The 16848-nt window shown below is 33.4% G+C and carries 17 protein-coding genes and 1 tRNA gene; 2 read left to right on the plus strand and 16 right to left on the minus strand.

The genetic code is table 11. The annotated features are described in order from the left end of the window. Nucleotides 1-98: 98 nt before the first annotated feature. The 4 genes from ACFOUY_RS03655 to ACFOUY_RS03670 all read right to left on the minus strand — a co-directional run bounded on the left by ACFOUY_RS03655 (nt 99) and on the right by ACFOUY_RS03670 (nt 2612). On the minus strand, nt 99-1115 hold the full coding sequence (locus ACFOUY_RS03655) for a WD40/YVTN/BNR-like repeat-containing protein (protein WP_378959102.1): 1017 nt from the start codon (nt 1113-1115) through the stop codon (nt 99-101). Nucleotides 1116-1125: 10 nt separating this feature from the next. Beyond that, the gene (locus ACFOUY_RS03660) at nt 1126-1557 is read right to left on the minus strand and encodes a DUF2147 domain-containing protein (protein WP_378959103.1); all 432 of its coding nucleotides are present in this window, start codon (nt 1555-1557) and stop codon (nt 1126-1128) included. A gap of 88 nt (nt 1558-1645) precedes the next feature. Beyond that, entirely contained in the window at nt 1646-2023 is a 378-nt protein-coding gene (locus tag ACFOUY_RS03665) for a DoxX family membrane protein (protein ID WP_378959104.1), read from the minus strand. Nucleotides 2024-2117: 94 nt separating this feature from the next. Next, nucleotides 2118-2612, minus strand: a complete 495-nt coding sequence (locus ACFOUY_RS03670; protein ID WP_378959105.1) for a DinB family protein — start codon at nt 2610-2612, stop codon at nt 2118-2120. A 133-nt stretch (nt 2613-2745) separates the two neighbouring features. Here ACFOUY_RS03670 and ACFOUY_RS03675 point away from each other — a divergent pair, with 133 nt between their 5' ends. Beyond that, the gene (locus tag ACFOUY_RS03675; RefSeq protein WP_378959106.1) at nt 2746-3708 is read left to right on the plus strand and encodes a GlxA family transcriptional regulator; all 963 of its coding nucleotides are present in this window, start codon (nt 2746-2748) and stop codon (nt 3706-3708) included. 269 nt (nt 3709-3977) lie between these two features. On the opposite strand, the gene ACFOUY_RS03680 is transcribed toward ACFOUY_RS03675, so the two are convergent. The 7 genes from ACFOUY_RS03680 to ACFOUY_RS03710 all read right to left on the minus strand — a co-directional run bounded on the left by ACFOUY_RS03680 (nt 3978) and on the right by ACFOUY_RS03710 (nt 11353). After that, nucleotides 3978-5972 (minus strand): alpha-L-arabinofuranosidase C-terminal domain-containing protein, encoded by a 1995-nt coding sequence (locus tag ACFOUY_RS03680; RefSeq protein WP_378959108.1) that lies wholly within the window; start codon nt 5970-5972, stop codon nt 3978-3980. Between the two features lie 203 nt (nt 5973-6175). Next, nucleotides 6176-6439: a hypothetical protein gene (locus ACFOUY_RS03685; RefSeq protein WP_378959109.1), complete on the minus strand. Its 264-nt coding sequence runs from the start codon at nt 6437-6439 to the stop codon at nt 6176-6178. 138 nt (nt 6440-6577) lie between these two features. After that, nucleotides 6578-6661: transfer RNA gene (locus ACFOUY_RS03690), tRNA-Leu, on the minus strand. Between the two features lie 47 nt (nt 6662-6708). Then, nucleotides 6709-7473 (minus strand): MBL fold metallo-hydrolase, encoded by a 765-nt coding sequence (locus tag ACFOUY_RS03695; protein ID WP_378959110.1) that lies wholly within the window; start codon nt 7471-7473, stop codon nt 6709-6711. 49 nt (nt 7474-7522) lie between these two features. Continuing rightward, the gene (locus tag ACFOUY_RS03700; RefSeq protein ID WP_378959111.1) at nt 7523-7795 is read right to left on the minus strand and encodes a hypothetical protein; all 273 of its coding nucleotides are present in this window, start codon (nt 7793-7795) and stop codon (nt 7523-7525) included. Between the two features lie 253 nt (nt 7796-8048). Next, nucleotides 8049-8699, minus strand: a complete 651-nt coding sequence (locus ACFOUY_RS03705; protein WP_378959112.1) for a LolA family protein — start codon at nt 8697-8699, stop codon at nt 8049-8051. 59 nt (nt 8700-8758) lie between these two features. Beyond that, entirely contained in the window at nt 8759-11353 is a 2595-nt protein-coding gene (locus ACFOUY_RS03710; protein ID WP_378959113.1) for an FtsK/SpoIIIE family DNA translocase, read from the minus strand. 620 nt (nt 11354-11973) lie between these two features. Here ACFOUY_RS03710 and ACFOUY_RS03715 point away from each other — a divergent pair. Next, on the plus strand, nt 11974-12627 hold the full coding sequence (locus tag ACFOUY_RS03715) for an ankyrin repeat domain-containing protein (RefSeq protein WP_378959114.1): 654 nt from the start codon (nt 11974-11976) through the stop codon (nt 12625-12627). A 146-nt stretch (nt 12628-12773) separates the two neighbouring features. Here the strand turns inward: ACFOUY_RS03715 and ACFOUY_RS03720 are convergent, their stop codons facing one another. From ACFOUY_RS03720 to pyrF, 5 genes are all read right to left on the minus strand, one after another. Next, on the minus strand, nt 12774-12992 hold the full coding sequence (locus tag ACFOUY_RS03720; RefSeq protein ID WP_010601800.1) for a PspC domain-containing protein: 219 nt from the start codon (nt 12990-12992) through the stop codon (nt 12774-12776). A gap of 110 nt (nt 12993-13102) precedes the next feature. After that, nucleotides 13103-13318, minus strand: coding sequence for a hypothetical protein (locus tag ACFOUY_RS03725; protein ID WP_378959115.1), 216 nt, complete (start codon nt 13316-13318; stop codon nt 13103-13105). Between the two features lie 33 nt (nt 13319-13351). Continuing rightward, entirely contained in the window at nt 13352-14635 is a 1284-nt protein-coding gene (locus ACFOUY_RS03730; RefSeq protein WP_378959116.1) for a DUF2851 family protein, read from the minus strand. Nucleotides 14636-14752: 117 nt separating this feature from the next. Then, the gene (locus tag ACFOUY_RS03735) at nt 14753-15661 is read right to left on the minus strand and encodes a DMT family transporter (RefSeq protein WP_378959117.1); all 909 of its coding nucleotides are present in this window, start codon (nt 15659-15661) and stop codon (nt 14753-14755) included. Nucleotides 15662-15814: 153 nt separating this feature from the next. Beyond that, on the minus strand, nt 15815-16645 hold the full coding sequence (gene pyrF, locus ACFOUY_RS03740) for an orotidine-5'-phosphate decarboxylase (RefSeq protein WP_378959119.1): 831 nt from the start codon (nt 16643-16645) through the stop codon (nt 15815-15817). Between the last annotated feature and the right edge of the window lie 203 nt (nt 16646-16848).

Raw genomic sequence — 16848 nt, forward strand, 5'->3', positions numbered from 1 at the left:
TATTAAACTCTAATCCATACAATTATTCTTAAATATTGCTTTTTTTTTTTGGCCAGAAAGGCTCTTTTCTTTTGAAAAGTGCAGGCTTCATTTAATTTTTATTTCATTTCCAAACGGTAAATAAATCCTTTATTTCCAGCTAAAATTACTGCACTACCTTTTTTAGCTCTTTGAACAGCGTTAAAACTGATATCAGAAACATGTTGCCAGTTTTTACCACCATCTGTAGAAATATCTGTTCCCGAAGTCCCTGTAGCTATTAAATTTTCTTTATTGATGTAAGCAACTCCAGAACGATAACCAAAAACCGGGCTCTCGGGTTTTGACCAAGTTTTACCCCCATCATAAGTCAGCAAAATATTATTACTATTTTCTTTATCCTTAACATAATTACCTCCAACCACTATTCCATTTTTGGGGTGGTAAAAATCGATAGAGAAAGGGCCTGTGCTATTTTCGCCTTGCCAAATCGGGCATTTAAAAATTTGCCAGTTTAGTCCATAATTTCCAGAATAATAAATATTAGAAACCGTTCCTCCGGTTGAGATCCAAATCTTACCACCCGGCAAAGTTTTTATTGTTGTTCCACTCGCAGCGAAAGCAGCTTCCCCTTTTGCTAATGGTAATTTCAAATTATCTGAAACATTCTGCCAACTCTTCCCTGAATCAACAGTTTTTAGCAGTTGCATTTTATTATTTATTGGATCACCAAAAATAAGCGCCTTATTTTTATCCCAAAAAGCTAGGCCATCTAAAAATATAGCAGTATCTACATTTTTATAATTTTCAGTCCAGTTTTCTCCGCCATCAATTGTCTTTAAAATATACGCAGGCGAACCAGCGTTTACAACAATTGCTTCTTTATCACTAAAAGCTTCGATGTCTCTAAAATCTAGTTTTTCATAACCTTTCGGTTTTATCCATTGCCAGGTTACTCCCCCATCTAAAGTTTTTCCAACTGAACCGCTACTTCCGCTTACCCAAATAATTTTATCTGTTACAACACTTAAACCTCTTAAACTGGTTTTTGTATTTTCAGTTAAAGTTTTTAACGAATAGCTTTGAGCAGCACAAAAAAAAGGTGCCATTAACAGGCACCAAAGTATTTTCTTCATTTTTTTATTTCTATTTCACTCTTCTAAAAGTTTCAGAACGACCAAGTAGCGAGATTCCGATATACCCACGAACATTCATTACATCTGCACTTTTCAATGATATATTACAGCTATAAGTTTTACCACTTTTGGGATCATAAATTGTTCCATCGGTCCATTTCCCGTCTTCGTAAATAAAATCTTTTAAAATTTCTAAATTTAATAATTGTCTGTTTTGTAAACTAGCAGTTGGATTTTTTGAATCAACTTTTGGTTTTCCATTTAGATTTGGTTCCTTTAGCCAAGCCAGTTTGCCAAAGTACTTATCACCTTTCTTGTAAATTTCGATTTGCCCTTCACCAGAAGCATTAAGCCATTTACCAACTATTGCATCTTTACTCTGCGCAATAGCATTAAAACTAACTGCCACCAACAGTAGCATTAATAACTGAAACTTTCTCATAATTGATTTCTATTTAGTGTTTTTAAATATAGCAAAATGAATTCCTATGCAAACATAATAAATAGAGAAAAATAGAATAAAGTTTTAATTATTTTGAAATAATTGGCAAATACTTTTTACGATATGCAAAAAAGAGAAACAAATTAAAAATTAACATTAATGCCACCATTGGCAATTCTTTTGGACCTAGAAACGCATGATATAAAAATATATTTAACGTTATAGGAAAAATAATTAAAGCAGCTAAAGGAGCCGTACGTCCAATTAAAAGTAAAATACCGCTTACCAACTCTGTTATTTTAATCAATGGCATTAAATAAACTGAAGCCATAACACCAGCCATAAAAGTAGTTTGGTCTGCACTCATTTGCTGCCCTGCGGGCATATATTTCATAAAATAACTTACAGAAGCAAATAGATACATTGCACCCAATAGTACCCGAATAATAATTACTGCAATTTTCATAATTTCTAGTTAGTTTTTAGTTGATTAATTAAAAATAATAAAAAGCGCACTTTTAAAATTACTTACTGATTAAAATTTGCATACCCAAATGCAATCACATATAATTCATTCCTGGATAACCTAACAACCTACGCCATAGAGCAATTTGGCCAATACAGTTTGCTTCGCGATAAGTTCCAAACGAAATCATATCGAACAATGTCATTTTCATTCCCGGCATTTCATAAGGTTCATCCAATTTTTTATCTGTGGCATTTAATAATGCTTGTAAAAGTGGTTCCGATATTTTTTGCCAATCTTTTGTAAATTCTTCTATGGAGGGATAATTAGCATCATCTATAATTCCTTGGTTATCTTTAAAAAGCTCACCGGTTGAGGATAATAAGTCGATATCAAAAGATTTAGCCAAATGATACCTACCATAAACTACGCTTCCGGTTATCCAGGCAATATGATTTGCTTTTGTATCCATTCTTTTTTTTGCATCTTTTTCATCAATTGCAGCTAAAGCTTTTAATAAAAAATCGGTATGCATTTCATACAGAACAACAAGCCCATATAATTTATCACTTATTGGTTTAGTTTTCATACTATTATTCACCTTTAAATTAATTAATAGCTAAAATACAGGAATAAAGTAAGCATTTAGCTTGCTGTAAAAGTCAATCTTAGGGGTTATTCAAGACAAAAATTATATATTTACGATAATAAAATCTAACCGAATGATTAAAATAGGTGTTCTTATACCCGAACAGTACAAGCTATTAAGTGTTGCCGCTATATTAGAAGTTTTCGAGGCTGCAAATAAATTTCAATTTGCTAGCGAATTAAAAGAGACTTTTGATATTACTTTATTAACCATAAATAATCAGGTAGATAGTTTCTTTAAAACCTATAAAACCGACACGATTAATACAGAGGAAAAATTTGAACTTATTTTAATTCCATCTTTTACAACTAACGATATAAAAAATACCATTGCATTAAATCGAGCCTATATCCCTTGGTTGATAAAACAATATAATTCAGCTGCCGAAATTGCAACCTTTTGTACAGGTGCATTTTTACTTGGTGCAACAGGCTTGTTAGATGGAAAAGCGGCTACCACTCATGTTGATGCCTGCGCTGCATTTTCAGCTGCTTTTCCTTCAGTACAATTAAAAGCAGATAAAACAGTAACACAAGACGGGCGACTTTTTACTAGTGGCGGCGCTACTTCTACTTTCCATCTGCTTTTATATTTGCTACAAATTCATTGCGGAAAAGACTTGGCAATAAAAACAGCGAAAATATTTGCAATAGATATGGATAGGCACAATCAATCTTATTTTAGTTCATTTCAACCATTGAGGCATCACAATGACGAAATAGTTGCTTGTGCCCAAGAAAAAATTGAGCTTAATTATCAAGATATTTCGACTATAGAAGAAATGATAAAAGATATTCCATCTAGCAGAAGGAATATTGTAAGGCGATTTAAACAAGTTATTGGTATCACACCAATAGAATATCTGCAGCAAACCCGAATAGAAGCGGCAAAAAAATTACTGGAGCAAACCGCGCAACAGATGACAGAAGTTATTTATAACTCTGGGTATAATGATCCGAAGGCATTTAGGAAAATTTTTAGGAAAACCGTAGGTATGACACCGTCTCAATATAGAGATAAATTTCAAGCCAGATAATCGCAAAAGAAGAATTCAAATCAACTCATTGTAATTGTAATCAAATAATTAAAAATTCTTAAAACAAAATAATTGTCGTTAACTTAACGTTATATTATTTTAACCAAATAATTGTATTTTGAGCACGTTATTGTTAATTGTTGGTTCTTTTTATTTAATTTCCCTTTGTTCAATGATCTACTGTTATTCTTCAGCAGAACAAATACCAAATGACTTCGAGAAGTTTTTAGAAGATTCAATTAAGTAAATAAATCTATAAAAGTATTAGATTAACTGAATGGTATTCTAATTACATTAAAGGAATTTGCTTTTAACGAAAGGTTAAATTGCGTTTTCTTTATATTATTAAGTTTTATTCTTTTCGGACTAACTTTATTAGGATTATCAAAACTGTTAATCATACTTAGCTTTGTACTTTCGAGCTCATCAATATAACCCGAAGCTTTTAATTTTTTCTGCCCTTCCATATTAAAGTTTATATTTTTTACTGCTTCTGAAACATTTGTGATCTTTATAATCAACTCGTTGGTTTTCGAATCTATAACTGCGGATGCATAAAGCCCATCTTGACCAATTAAATTTTGATTATCAGACTTAATGGAAACAACATCTGTGCCTTTGTTGGTAGAAAAAAGTTTTTGGACATGATAATCGGGTGTACCATAGCTGGTTAAATTATCTACCCAAATCATGTCAGGAGCCCATTGCCAGGCATCAATGTGAGCAAAAAGAGGTGCGTACGAAGCCATTTGTACAACATCAGCATTGCGCTCGAAACCTGTCATCATAGAAGCCGATGCAAGCGCACTTTGCCAGTTACTTTTATCTTTACCGGTTAATGATTTATCAGCATGAACGGCGTATTCCCCAACAAAAACTTTCGAACCATTTCTTGGATAATTATCATAGCGCCCAGCATTCTTCAAAAACCATTCAGCTGGGCGATAGTAATGTTCGTCAATTAAATCTGCTTTTTCGTTTCTTAAAGAAGTATTCAGCAAATCAAATCTTTCTCCTTCAGGATCTGTACCAGAACTGTTTATTAATTTTATTAAAGGATATTTTTCTTTAATTGCCTTTGTAAAAATGGCTAACCTTTCTAAATATTGAGGACCCCAGTTCTCGTTCCCAATACCCATCATTTTTAAATTAAAAGGTTTGGGATGACCAAGTTCTGCTCTCTTTCTTCCCCAATTTGTATTAATATCTCCATTTGCAAACTCAATAAGATCTAATGCATCCTGAACATAGGGCTCTAACTCATCTAAAGAAACAACCTCGGCAGTATTATACTGACAGGCCATGCCACAATTTAAAATTGGTAAGGCTTCTGAACCTATATCTTCAGCCAACTGAAAATACTCGAAAAATCCTAGACCAAAACTCTGATAGTAATCTGGCGCAGGCTTATGCGCAAATTCTACATTCCAGCGGTTCATTAATAATTGTCTATTTTCTATAGGTCCAATTGTTTTTTTCCATTGATATCTATTGGCAAGATCCATACCTTCTACAATACAGCCTCCAGGAAAGCGTATAAAACCAGGCTTCATATCTGCAAGTTTTTGCACCATATCAGCTCTTAAACCTTGCGGGCGACTTTTCCAGGTATCCGAAGGAAATAATGAAATCATATCTAAAAGAATTTCGCCCTTACCTTCAAATGTAATACTAAATTTCGCCTTTGGCTCAGTTTCTACAGCAGTGAAACTGAAAGTCTTCTTTTTCCAGGCTACACCTGTTTCTTCTGGTATTAGCTTAGCCTCTCCAATAACTTTATCATCGGGGGTAAGCAATCGCAAATGTATTGTAATTCCCTTTTGTACAATAGAATACATCATAGAAAAATCATAACGAAGTCCCTTTTTTATACCTATTCCTCTAAAACCTTCGTTTGTTATGCCAAAATCACCCAAAGCCGTATTAACCTTTATATATCTTGGATTAGCTATATTTTCTTCTTTACGATTAACAACAACCAACTCTCCCTCGTTTACTTTTTTTCTTTGTATTGTCCAGCCCATTAATGGTTTTGCAAACTCGAAAGAACGATTTTTAATCAATTCGGCATAAATACCACCATCTGCGCCAAAATTTATATCCTCAAAAAAAACGCCCCACATATCAGGTTGAATCTTAGTCAATAACTTATCAGCATTAATTTGAATCGTTTTACTTTGCTGGGCATATAATTTTGTTCCACTAAACAATGGAATTAAAACCATTAAAAACAATAGAATTTTTTTAACAAGGGTTGATTTCATTTTACTAATTTGTTGAGTTGATAAGATAGATAAACATTCTTTAAATTTTCAAACAAAATTAATTTATTAGCCTTGATTAAAAATTTTTGTGTATTTAAAGTTCTAATTAATCTTTCTATACTCGTTAGGTGTCATTCCAGTTTTTAGCTTAAACAAACGTGTAAGTGCTGTTGATATTTAGAGAGGAATAATCCTTGATATGTTTATCTAGAGGTGTGCCTTTGATGAGGTCTGGATGAACAACCAGTGCATAGTCCAGAAGGCTTTGTTGCTTTGCCGTTACTGTCGATACCATAAATCTTTCCCGTAACTACAAAAACGAAGGTATCATCTTCATAATCGTAAGGCTGATAGCCATAGATCATGTTGCCACACTTGATATTTTTCGGGAAAATTGCATAAACACCAAGATATCTCCTGAAATGTTGTATTGTAGGAATTTCATTAAAATTTACTACGTTTACCAATGGGCGTAGCGTGTTTACTCTGCCATATTGATTATGCTGCCCAACTGTATCTATTCTAAACTGACCAGATTAAGTTTAAACACAGAGATTTCTAAAAAACAAATAGCTAACAATCATATTGTTAGCTATTAGAAAGTGTACCCAAGAGGAGATTCGAACTCCCACACCCATACAGGCGCCAGCCCCTCAAGCTGGTGCGTCTACCAATTTCGCCACCTGGGTAAGTGAATTGCAAATATAATTTAATTTTAGATTTTGGAAATAGCGATTTACAATTCTATTTTCAAACCATCGTAAGCCAGTCTGATATTTGATGGCAGATTCATTTCAACATCCTCATGTAAACCCAAATTATGACTAATATGCGTAAGGTAAGTTATCTCTGCCCCTACTTTTTCAGCAAAATCTATTGCTTCATTTAAAGTGAAATGAGAAATATGAGATTCTTTCTGTAATGCATTAATAACTAACACCCTTGTGCCCTTAATTTTTTCAAAAGATACATCTGAAATTGTTTTTGCATCTGTTATGTAAGTAAAATCACGAATTCTATAACCTGTTATCGGCAATAAATGGTGCATTACCTCAAACGGAACAATTGTATTTTTGCCTATTTTAAAGTCTTCGCCATTTTTAACAGTATGAAGATTAATTTGTGGTAAACCATGATATTTAGTTTCAGCAAAAATGTAATAAAACTCTCGCTTTAAAGCTGTTTGAACTCGCTCTGTTGCATAAACATCAATAACCTTATGCAGCAAATAGTTAAATGGGCGAATATCATCTAAACCAGCAATATGGTCTTTGTGTTCATGTGTAAACAAAACCGCATCCAAATCTTTTACCTTTTCGCGTAAAAGCTGGTAACGAAAATCCGGTCCGCTATCTATAACAATGGTTTTATCTCCTAAATCAATTAAAATAGATGTCCGTAAACGATTATCATGTTTATCTGTAGATTGACAAACCTCACAATTACATGCAATTACAGGAACGCCTTGAGATGTACCAGTGCCTAAAAAAGTAACTTTCATCTGTTTAAACTTTCCTTTCTATAAAAGTGATGTACGCTTTGCTTCTGCATTAAAATAATTCGGTTTGTTGTAGCGAGTGAAAGAACTGCCTTTGCTTTTCATCTAACAGATTTTCATCAGGATTAGTTTGTTTTACCAAATTAACTAAGGCGGCTATTTTTCCTTCTAGATTAGAAAATTTATTAACCACGATAATTTTATTATGTTCTAGTAAGCAAGAGCCTGTTTTAAAATTTCCTTTTTCATAACGAACCTTAAAACCAATCGCAAAAAGCAGTAGTTCTAATTTCTCTAAAGTGTGGTTTGTTAGTGGCAATGACATTAAAACAAATGTAAACAATAAGAATTTTAATCATGAAAATTTTTATACTTTAGAGCATTGAAACAAGAATTAACAGACTGATTGAACAAGAACTAAAATTTAAAAAAGAGGTCTGCATTTTTTTCAGCTAAATATTACTAGTACTATTTTTTGTTATTGCCGTAGTCTAAGAATAATCTGCAAAAAATAAAAAAGGTTCAGCTGTTTCCAACTGAACCTTTTAAAATCTCATCCCGCAGAGCGGAAAAGAAAATTATCTTAAATCTACCACTTCAACACCAGGATATTTCTTTGCATCGAAAGCAAAAGTAGTTTCTGGCACATTTACGTTAGGTGAAAAAGTTTTCACATTGTAAGTGTATTTGTTTCCGTTTTTATCAAATAAAACAACATTAGCAATTTGCTTAGCTGCTTTATCAATACTTAAACGTACTTTAAAGATTGATTTTTTAGCATCAACCGGTGTTAAATCTATCATTTGATATGTTTTTGCACCAACTTTTTCTTCACCTGTATAGATGTATTTAAAACCCTTTTCGTAAACAGTAAAGATTTTAGCAGGATTTATTGCATCGCTATTTGGGTCTACACTACTTACCTGTACTTCTTTATCCTTTTTAAGGTAAGTCCATTGGCTTTTGCCATCGCTAAACAACTCTTGATTAGTCATAGCAACTTTATATTTATTTGAGTTGGCTTTAACATATAAAGTACCTTGTTGTGTTTCTTTTACTTTTGCCTTTGGATTATCTAGCGTAAAAGTAAAATCGGTTTTAACAACGTTATACGACTTATATTTTTTACTTACCTCTGCTAAAATTGCTTTAGCTTTCGCATCAGTTTGAGCATAAGTTGATGTTGCAAAAGCAACTACAACCATTAATGCTGAAATTAATTTCTTCATCTTGTCTTTTTTAATTTTCTATTGAAACGTTAGAGTACTCTTTTTCTTGTTAGTTTAATCTAGCCTTTGTCATTTAAGCTATTCAAGAACTGTTCCAAAGAATATTCATCAGGATATAAAACTTCCCGAGCTTTACTTCCCTCAAACGGACCTACAATTCCTGCGGCCTCCAATTGGTCAATAATTCTGCCTGCACGGTTGTAACCTAATTTCAATTTACGTTGAATTAATGATGTTGAGCCTTGTTGGTGTAGTACAATTAACCTTGCCGCATCTTCAAAGAACTTATCGCGTTCATTCGGGTCGAAATCTGCCTTACTACCTTCGCCTGCCTCATCAATATACTCTGGCAGTTGATAAGCATCAGAATAACCCCGTTGGTTACCTATGTACTCAGAAATTCTATCCACCTCTGGTGTATCAACGAAAGCACACTGTAGCCTGATTAAGTCGCTACCTGTAGATAAAAGCATATCTCCACGCCCAATCAACTGGTCTGCACCACCACTATCTAAAATAGTACGCGAATCGATTTTAGATAACACCCTAAAAGCTAATCTTGCCGGGAAGTTGGCTTTAATTGTACCTGTAATAATGTTTACCGAAGGACGCTGTGTAGCCAGAACCAAGTGAATACCAATGGCACGGGCTAACTGTGCTAAACGGGCAATCGGCGCTTCAACCTCTTTACCAGCAGTCATCATTAAATCGGCAAACTCATCTACTACCAAGACAATAAATGGCAAAAACCTATGCCCATTATTCGGATTAAGCTTACGCTTGATAAATTTATCGTTGTATTCTTTTAAGTTTCTAACCTGTGCATCTTTTAATAGATCATAACGCTGGTCCATTTCTATACATAAAGAGTTCAATGTGTTTACCACCTTTTTTGTATCGGTAATAATAGCATCAGCCTCTCCAGGTAATTTTGCCAAAAAGTGGCGTTCAATTCTATTAAATAATGTTAACTCTACTTTTTTCGGGTCTACGAGTACAAACTTTAGTTGTGCAGGATGTTTCTTAAATAAAAGTGAAACCAAAATAGCATTAATACCTACAGATTTACCTTGGCCCGTTGCACCAGCTACCAATAAGTGAGGCATTTTAGCTAAATCGGCTATAAACACCTCATTGCTAATTGTTTTACCTAAAGCAATTGGTAAATCCATGGTGTTAGATGTCCACTTCTCGGTATTTAAAATACTACGCATTGGCACCATTTCCGGGTGCTGATTTGGAACCTCGATACCGATGGTTCCTTTTCCAGGCATTGGTGCAATAATACGAATGCCTAATGCGGCTAAAGAAAGTGCAATATCATCCTCCAGGTTTTTAATCTTCGAAATCCTAACCCCAGGTGCTGGAATAATTTCGTAAAGCGTAACAGTTGGACCAATTGTAGCCTTAATTTTGTCAATTTCGATATTGTAATGATTAAGTGTTTCTACAATTTTATTCTTATTCGCTTCTAACTCTTCTGCATTTACAGATATTTTATTGGTTCCATAATTCTCCAGTAAATCAATTGTTGGATACTTATAACCAGATAAATCTAACTTTTCATCATAATTACCAAATTGCTCTACCAAATCTTCAGATTTTTTTTCTTCTTCGGTTTTTTCTACTGTAAATGTTGGCTCCTTTTCTTCTTCTATTGTTGTCTCTACCGTTAAGGGCATTGCAGCCGCCGAAGTTGCTATAGGCAAATTTGTTGCCATTGGCGATAAAACTACTGGCGCAATTACATCTTCTAGATCTTCTTTTTGTTCAAATCTGTTTGGCTGCAAAACAACATTTTGCTGTTTTCGTTCATTGTTTATTGGTGATTTATCCCTTACTGGAAATTCAATTGGCTCTGATGGGTCTTCGGTATTTCTATTATGGTTAAACTTCTCTCTAACCTCATTTACATAATCTGGAGTTTCATTATCGAGATAAACCTCTTTTTCTTTGCGCTCGGGAAATTTAAAATCGATATTATAGGCAATAATTAAAATTGTTAAACCCGCAAAAGCGATCAAACCAGCAACACCTGCAGCACCAATTTGTGCGGCTAATAATTTGTTGCTCCAATAGCCAAATTCGCCTTCTATATAATGTGGTGATTCCGACCAGAAACCATGTGCAAAACCAAAGGTTAATGATACAAAAAGTAAAAAGAAAAAGCTGTAGCCTAACGTTTTCGAAATAGAAAGAATTCTAACCTTAAACAATAAACGATAGCCTATAATAAAGAAAGCCAGCACAAATAAAAATGATGCTACCCCAAACCATTCGTAAATAAATTGATGCGATAATAAAGCACCAAATTTACCTAGCCAGTTTTGTACTACGGGTGCGGTTACGCCAGCATCTTTAAGCTCTTCGGAAGTTTTGAATAAATTGCCCCAGCCACCATTTGCATCAATTACATAACTCTGATCATCTTGCCAAGTAAATAAGTAAGATGTAAAAGCGATTAAAAAGTATAGTGAAAGTATAACAAAAAATAGCCCTAAAATCTTTATAGCACGTCCATCTTGCAAATCGAAATTTGGCAAATATTCCCTTTTATCTTTTGGCTGGCGACTAGAAGACGACCTGCCAGATACATTTTCAGCACCTTTATCTCTTAATGTGTTGGTTTTAAATTGGTTTCCCCTTACCGCCATTTTCTATCCTAATAATTTTTTAAAAAACAAACTTAGATAAAACTGCGCAGCATTCATGAAAGCTGTTAAAAAAAATCATAACAATTCATAATTGCTGCCATTGCGAACAATTTTATTGTTCTCTCCTCTTATACTAAGAAAATCAATAACTCAGAGGAAATTTAATATATAGTTGAATATCTCGCAAGTTTAAATCTACAATAATTTAATAATATTATTTTGTAAGCATTAAACCTTAAACAGAAATTTTGGTCTATTATTTTAACAACTCACAAGTTGTTACGTTTTGTCAAATGAAACGGATTTTGTTTTAGGTTTTGTCCTGTTTTGCCTGGAGAGGTGAAACAGGATTTTTTTTGAAAACATAAGTTGATGCTTATAGTTTCTTTAATATCTATATTTTGCTCCAGTTCATACAAAAAAAATTGATATATAACATAAGTATGACTAAAACTATTTTAGCATTTCACTAGTAATTGTCAGCTAAATTATTTAATACATTTCAAGTTATTAAAAACCCTGCATTTTGCAATTCGCATAATTCCTATATATTTAGAAAATTAAATAATTGCTTATTTTTTGTTAATTTAAATCGGTTTTTGAAATAAGACACATATAATATGAGTATAGCGCAACTCGAAGAACAAATTGAAGCAGGTAATTTGCAGATTGTAAAAGAACTTTTGGTTCAAAATCCAAAATTAGCTAGCACAAATACTTCGCACAATATTTCCCCATTGTTACTGGCTTGCTACTACAAAAAGCAAGAAATTGCCAATTTAATTGCAGAATTTACAGATGACCTAACCTTATTTGAAGCATGTGCAGTTGGTAAGTTTGATGCAGCTACTTTACTTATTTTTCAAAATCCAGAGTATATTAACAACTTTTCTGAAGACGGCTTTACACCACTTGGCTTAGCCTGTTATTTTGGGCATGAGGATTTAGCACGCTTTTTAGTATTAAAAGGAGCCGATGTAAATCTGGCTTCCAAAAACGGATTCAATGTTTTCCCAATCCATTCTTCGGTTGCGGCGAATAACATCAATATCACTAAAACGCTTTTAGATGCCGGGGCTTATCCAAATGTTTGCCAGAAAGCTGGATTGGCACCTTTACATACTGCGGCACAACTCGGAAACATCGAATTAATTATTTTGCTTCTAGAACATGGTGCAGAAGTGGGTTTGCGTATGGAAGGCGGAAAATTGCCGGCAGATTTAGCCGCAGAAAAAGGTTTTCATGAAATAGCAGAAATTTTAAGGGAAGATTGACCCCATAGCCCCCTAAAGGGGCACAAAAGCATGGAGTAAAATTAAGGCGCAAATAATGCTTTAAAAATTTCAGGAAATGTAACGGAAAGATTTTAGAACTTTCTATGAACAATAGAAAGGAAAAGCCCCCTTTAGGGATTGGGGGGTTACTCCCAAATTCTTAACCGCATTTTTTTCATATAAGTTCTTATATCCAAAACTACAGCAGCTAAAAAGTAAAAAAGTATTGGAAAACCAACTGCCAGGAAAGAAGAATAGATAAAAAACAAGCGCACTTTTGCGGTGCTCATATTTAACTTATTTGCTAAATATGTAGAAACACCGAAACTTTGTTGTTCAAAATAGGTTATGATTCTCTGAAACATTTTAAGCTTATTTTAAATCTTAATCACAGGGTAAAATTAAAGAAAGCTAGGATAATATATAACTTTTCGAAACTAATTTACTAATAATATTTGGTTAATTTCAAAACATATTAATCAAGAATGAGCTTTTCAAAATCTTGTCTGTCTTCATGTTTGATAAACAAAATCTGTTTATCATCTAAGTGAGTAAACTTTTCCTTAAGTTCATCTTTAAACTTTTCTATGTCAACTTCAGCATGCAATATAACTGTTAACGCATCTGCATTGCCTCTAACTTCGATAATTTTATCGGGATAAAGTTCTTTAAGTTCATGTGAAAATTCCATACTGGTTAAACCTTTTTAGAATGATAATGTTTGCTAGGCCTGTTTTAAAATCTTAATACCTATACCACAAGATAGGCATTTTTTCTCATCGCAATATTGATTTTTCAATTGCAAAATCCCTTGCGATGCAAAGTCACTATCAATTTTCACACCTGCTTCAGTAAATTTATCGGCAATTGCATTATGCTCTGCTGGCAAACTTTCTAAAAGTTTTATTGCTCGGCTAATGTAAAACTGAGTTCCTGTATGTTTACCATAAGCGAATAAAAACAACGCCACGGTATTTAATAAAATGTTATCTACAGATGTTTTACCAATCTGAGTACTCACATTTTCTGTTTCCTTTTTAAAATGATAATGCGTTTTCCAACATGGATTTACAGGTAAATTTTCAAACAGCTTCCGTAATTCTACCAAATCTTTAATCTCCATAATTTTAGAAAAAAGGTGATTCGATTGTATAATTAGTGCCGCAAATTGTGCTAAACGAATAGTTGGGAAATTCTGCGGACGCATTCGCATAAACTTCCAAATCGAAACTTCAACTGGTTTTATATTATATTTCTTTTTCAAAAATTGAAATTCTGTTTTCAATCTTCTCGGATATTCTTCAACAAAATTATCATTTAAAAAACCTGCCGCCCCGAAAACCAAAGCCTCAATTAGCAAAGAATTATCTTTGTGTTTACCGTAAACTTGCTGTGAAATTGCTTTAGCAAAAAGTTCGAATGGTAAGGCATTTACCTTGAAACCTAAATTCCGAGCCATGAAACGATAGAAAGTTTCATCCCAATTTCCATTTAGCTCATTTAAAGTTTCCAATACAGCATTCGTTTTTTGCTCAAATCGCTCAATTAAAGTGCGAGAAAGAAAGGAATCTACAATTAGCCTATCAACAGAATGAATTTGAGCTATGCAGGGAAAATCAGTAAGTGTTAGAAATAGTTTTTCATATTTCTGAATAAATTCATGTGAAATTCTGTTCTTCAACTCTAAAACAGGTAAAACTGAACCGTCAATTCTTTTGATTTCGATATCATTTTCGTAAACAACGTGAAGCACAACGTTTTCATAACTTGGATTAGTTTGATGGTTGTGTTTAAGCCAGTCTGAAGATTTTAAATGGATTTCTACATTCCCAGCCCAAATTGTTTCCCCAATATTAATTTTAGCATTATTAAAATCTGGACCAGCATTTTTATTCAGGAAACCTTGATGGATGATGTTTAAATCTTCTCCATCAGCAGTTTTCAGCTCGTTATAATCAAACGATTTAAATTGCCACACATAATGAAGAAAATCTTCTGGAAAATTCATTATTGAAGATAAATAATTATTCCTAAAAGTTTTACATCGAATGAATAATTTTTATCTAATCAATTTCTAGGAAAAGATTTGTGCCCTTGGTTCGTTAAAAGGTCTAAAAAACAAATATTAAATTGCTTTAACTTCTACTTTTTTCTTGTAGTTTGTAATAAAAACCCCAGCAATAATTAAAACTGTTGCTACAATTAAATCCATATTTACTTTTTCGTTTAAAATCAGCCAGCCTAAAAATATTGCAATTACGGTATTGAAATAGGTAAGAATGGAGACTTCGGATGCAGAAACTTTCTTCAATGCATAGTGATAGCAGAAATAACCCAATACAGAACCGAATATAGCCAAATAAACTGCTGCAAAAATACTTTCAATTTTCCACGAGCTTACATCTGCTTTACCAGAGAAAATAAGTGCCAAACAAAATTGTACAATTGCGGAGAAAACAAATTGATAAAATAGATTTAAGAAAATATACTGCGGTTTTCCACTATGTTTTTTAGAATAAATAGTTCCAATTGTCCAGCCCGAAACCGCCACAACTAAAGATAAAATTCCATTTCTATAGTTTGGTTCTAACAAATCGTTAATTCCATCTCTAAAAATAAAAACAACACCTAAAAAACCTATGAACACACCAATAAAGCCTCTCAATCTTGCTTTTTGAATACCTAAAAACACACAGCCCAAAAACACAAGCAAGGGAGAAGTAGCGTTAACTAAAGATGTTAAGCCACTCGGAATTGTTTTTTCGGCAACGGTAGTCATTCCATTTGCAATAACAACCATTAAAATAGAAAGCAATATTTGTCGCTTAAAACTTGGCCACCCAATCCATTTTAATTCCTTTTGTTTAATAAGGATAACAAGAATAATTAACGATGCAATACTTTGTCGAATAGCTGTTACATACCAGGCCGGGATGCTTTCTACAGCAATACGAATGCCTAAATAGGTAGTTCCCCAGATTAAGGCTACGCCAGTTAAAGCAAGAATAAGTTTTAAATCTATTTTGGATTTCATGTTTGATTTAGTATTAACCGCAAAGGACGCTAAGTTTTGCGCAAAGGAAAAGAAGAAAAAGATTGCCACCGAATCAGTGAACGCACATAATTAAGAAAATTACTCAGTGTATTCGGCGTTTCCGCGGTAAATAAGTTTTTTGCGGTATTATGGCTAAACCAAATCAGCGTTAATTAAAATCTCCTCCATTTCTTTTTGCAGCTTCAATGCTTCTTCTCTGGCTTTTTCAGCGAAATCTTCACCTTTGCTGGCATAAATAATTCCTCGCGATGAATTGATTAATAATCCACATTGCGAATTCAAACCATATTTACAAACTTCCTGTAAATCGCCGCCCTGTGCACCAACTCCAGGGACTAAAAGAAAATGATTAGGAACTAAATTACGAACATCAGCAAAGGCAGAACCTCGTGTTGCACCAACAACATACATCATCTGTTCATCCGTTGCCCATTCTTGCGAAGTTTTTAATACTTTTTCGAAAAGCTTATCCTCTCCTATTTGTTGTAATTGAAAATCAGCATGACCAGAATTGGAAGTTAATGCCAATAAAATAACCCATTTATCTTTAAAAGTTAAGAAAGGTGTAACCGAATCGCTACCCATATAAGGCGCTACGGTAACCGAATCGAAACTCATTTCCGAAGACTTATCATTGAAAAAAGTTTCTGCATACATGGCGGAGGTATTTCCAATATCACCACGTTTTGCATCGGCAATACTGAAAATATCGTTAGGGATATATTTCCAGGTTTCGATTAAATTCTCCCAACCTTTTTTTCCGTAACACTCGTAAAAAGCGGTGTTCGGTTTATAAGCTACACACAAATCTTTTGTTGCATCGATAATCTGTTTGTTAAATTCCAAAATTGGATTTTCGTACTTTAACAGGTGTTGTGGGATTTTATCTAGCGAAGAATCTAATCCGACGCATAAAAAAGAACGTTTTTTTTGTATCTGCTCAAAAAGTTGTTGCTTAGTCATATATGGGCTTATTTGCTGCAAATATGAGGTTTTTTAAGTTTTTAGAACGACTAAAATATCTTCACATTAAATATTTTTATAAACATTTTAAACTTTTGCTTGCAGTTTACGTTTCAAATACATACAATTGCAACATAATTCTCAACCGTTTATCTGAATATCCCAGAAAAAATTTATCAAGACTTGTTTTTTGTTACCATTTT

Origin of the sequence: Pedobacter jamesrossensis (assembly GCF_042650905.1) — a bacterium.
In the GTDB taxonomy this organism is placed as follows: Bacteria; Bacteroidota; Bacteroidia; order Sphingobacteriales; family Sphingobacteriaceae; genus Pedobacter; species Pedobacter jamesrossensis.

Coding starts and splice junctions, on each gene's coding strand:
- ACFOUY_RS03655 (WP_378959102.1), bottom strand. CDS start 1,115: ATGAAGAAAATACTTTGGTGCCTGTTAATGGCACCTTTTTTTTGTGCT.
- ACFOUY_RS03660 (WP_378959103.1), bottom strand. CDS start 1,557: ATGAGAAAGTTTCAGTTATTAATGCTACTGTTGGTGGCAGTTAGTTTT.
- ACFOUY_RS03665 (WP_378959104.1), bottom strand. CDS start 2,023: ATGAAAATTGCAGTAATTATTATTCGGGTACTATTGGGTGCAATGTAT.
- ACFOUY_RS03670 (WP_378959105.1), bottom strand. CDS start 2,612: ATGAAAACTAAACCAATAAGTGATAAATTATATGGGCTTGTTGTTCTG.
- ACFOUY_RS03675 (WP_378959106.1), top strand. CDS start 2,746: ATGATTAAAATAGGTGTTCTTATACCCGAACAGTACAAGCTATTAAGT.
- ACFOUY_RS03680 (WP_378959108.1), bottom strand. CDS start 5,972: ATGAAATCAACCCTTGTTAAAAAAATTCTATTGTTTTTAATGGTTTTA.
- ACFOUY_RS03695 (WP_378959110.1), bottom strand. CDS start 7,473: ATGAAAGTTACTTTTTTAGGCACTGGTACATCTCAAGGCGTTCCTGTA.
- ACFOUY_RS03700 (WP_378959111.1), bottom strand. CDS start 7,795: ATGTCATTGCCACTAACAAACCACACTTTAGAGAAATTAGAACTACTG.
- ACFOUY_RS03705 (WP_378959112.1), bottom strand. CDS start 8,699: ATGAAGAAATTAATTTCAGCATTAATGGTTGTAGTTGCTTTTGCAACA.
- ACFOUY_RS03710 (WP_378959113.1), bottom strand. CDS start 11,353: ATGGCGGTAAGGGGAAACCAATTTAAAACCAACACATTAAGAGATAAA.
- ACFOUY_RS03715 (WP_378959114.1), top strand. CDS start 11,974: ATGAGTATAGCGCAACTCGAAGAACAAATTGAAGCAGGTAATTTGCAG.
- ACFOUY_RS03720 (WP_010601800.1), bottom strand. CDS start 12,992: ATGTTTCAGAGAATCATAACCTATTTTGAACAACAAAGTTTCGGTGTT.
- ACFOUY_RS03725 (WP_378959115.1), bottom strand. CDS start 13,318: ATGGAATTTTCACATGAACTTAAAGAACTTTATCCCGATAAAATTATC.
- ACFOUY_RS03730 (WP_378959116.1), bottom strand. CDS start 14,635: ATGAATTTTCCAGAAGATTTTCTTCATTATGTGTGGCAATTTAAATCG.
- ACFOUY_RS03735 (WP_378959117.1), bottom strand. CDS start 15,661: ATGAAATCCAAAATAGATTTAAAACTTATTCTTGCTTTAACTGGCGTA.
- pyrF (WP_378959119.1), bottom strand. CDS start 16,645: ATGACTAAGCAACAACTTTTTGAGCAGATACAAAAAAAACGTTCTTTT.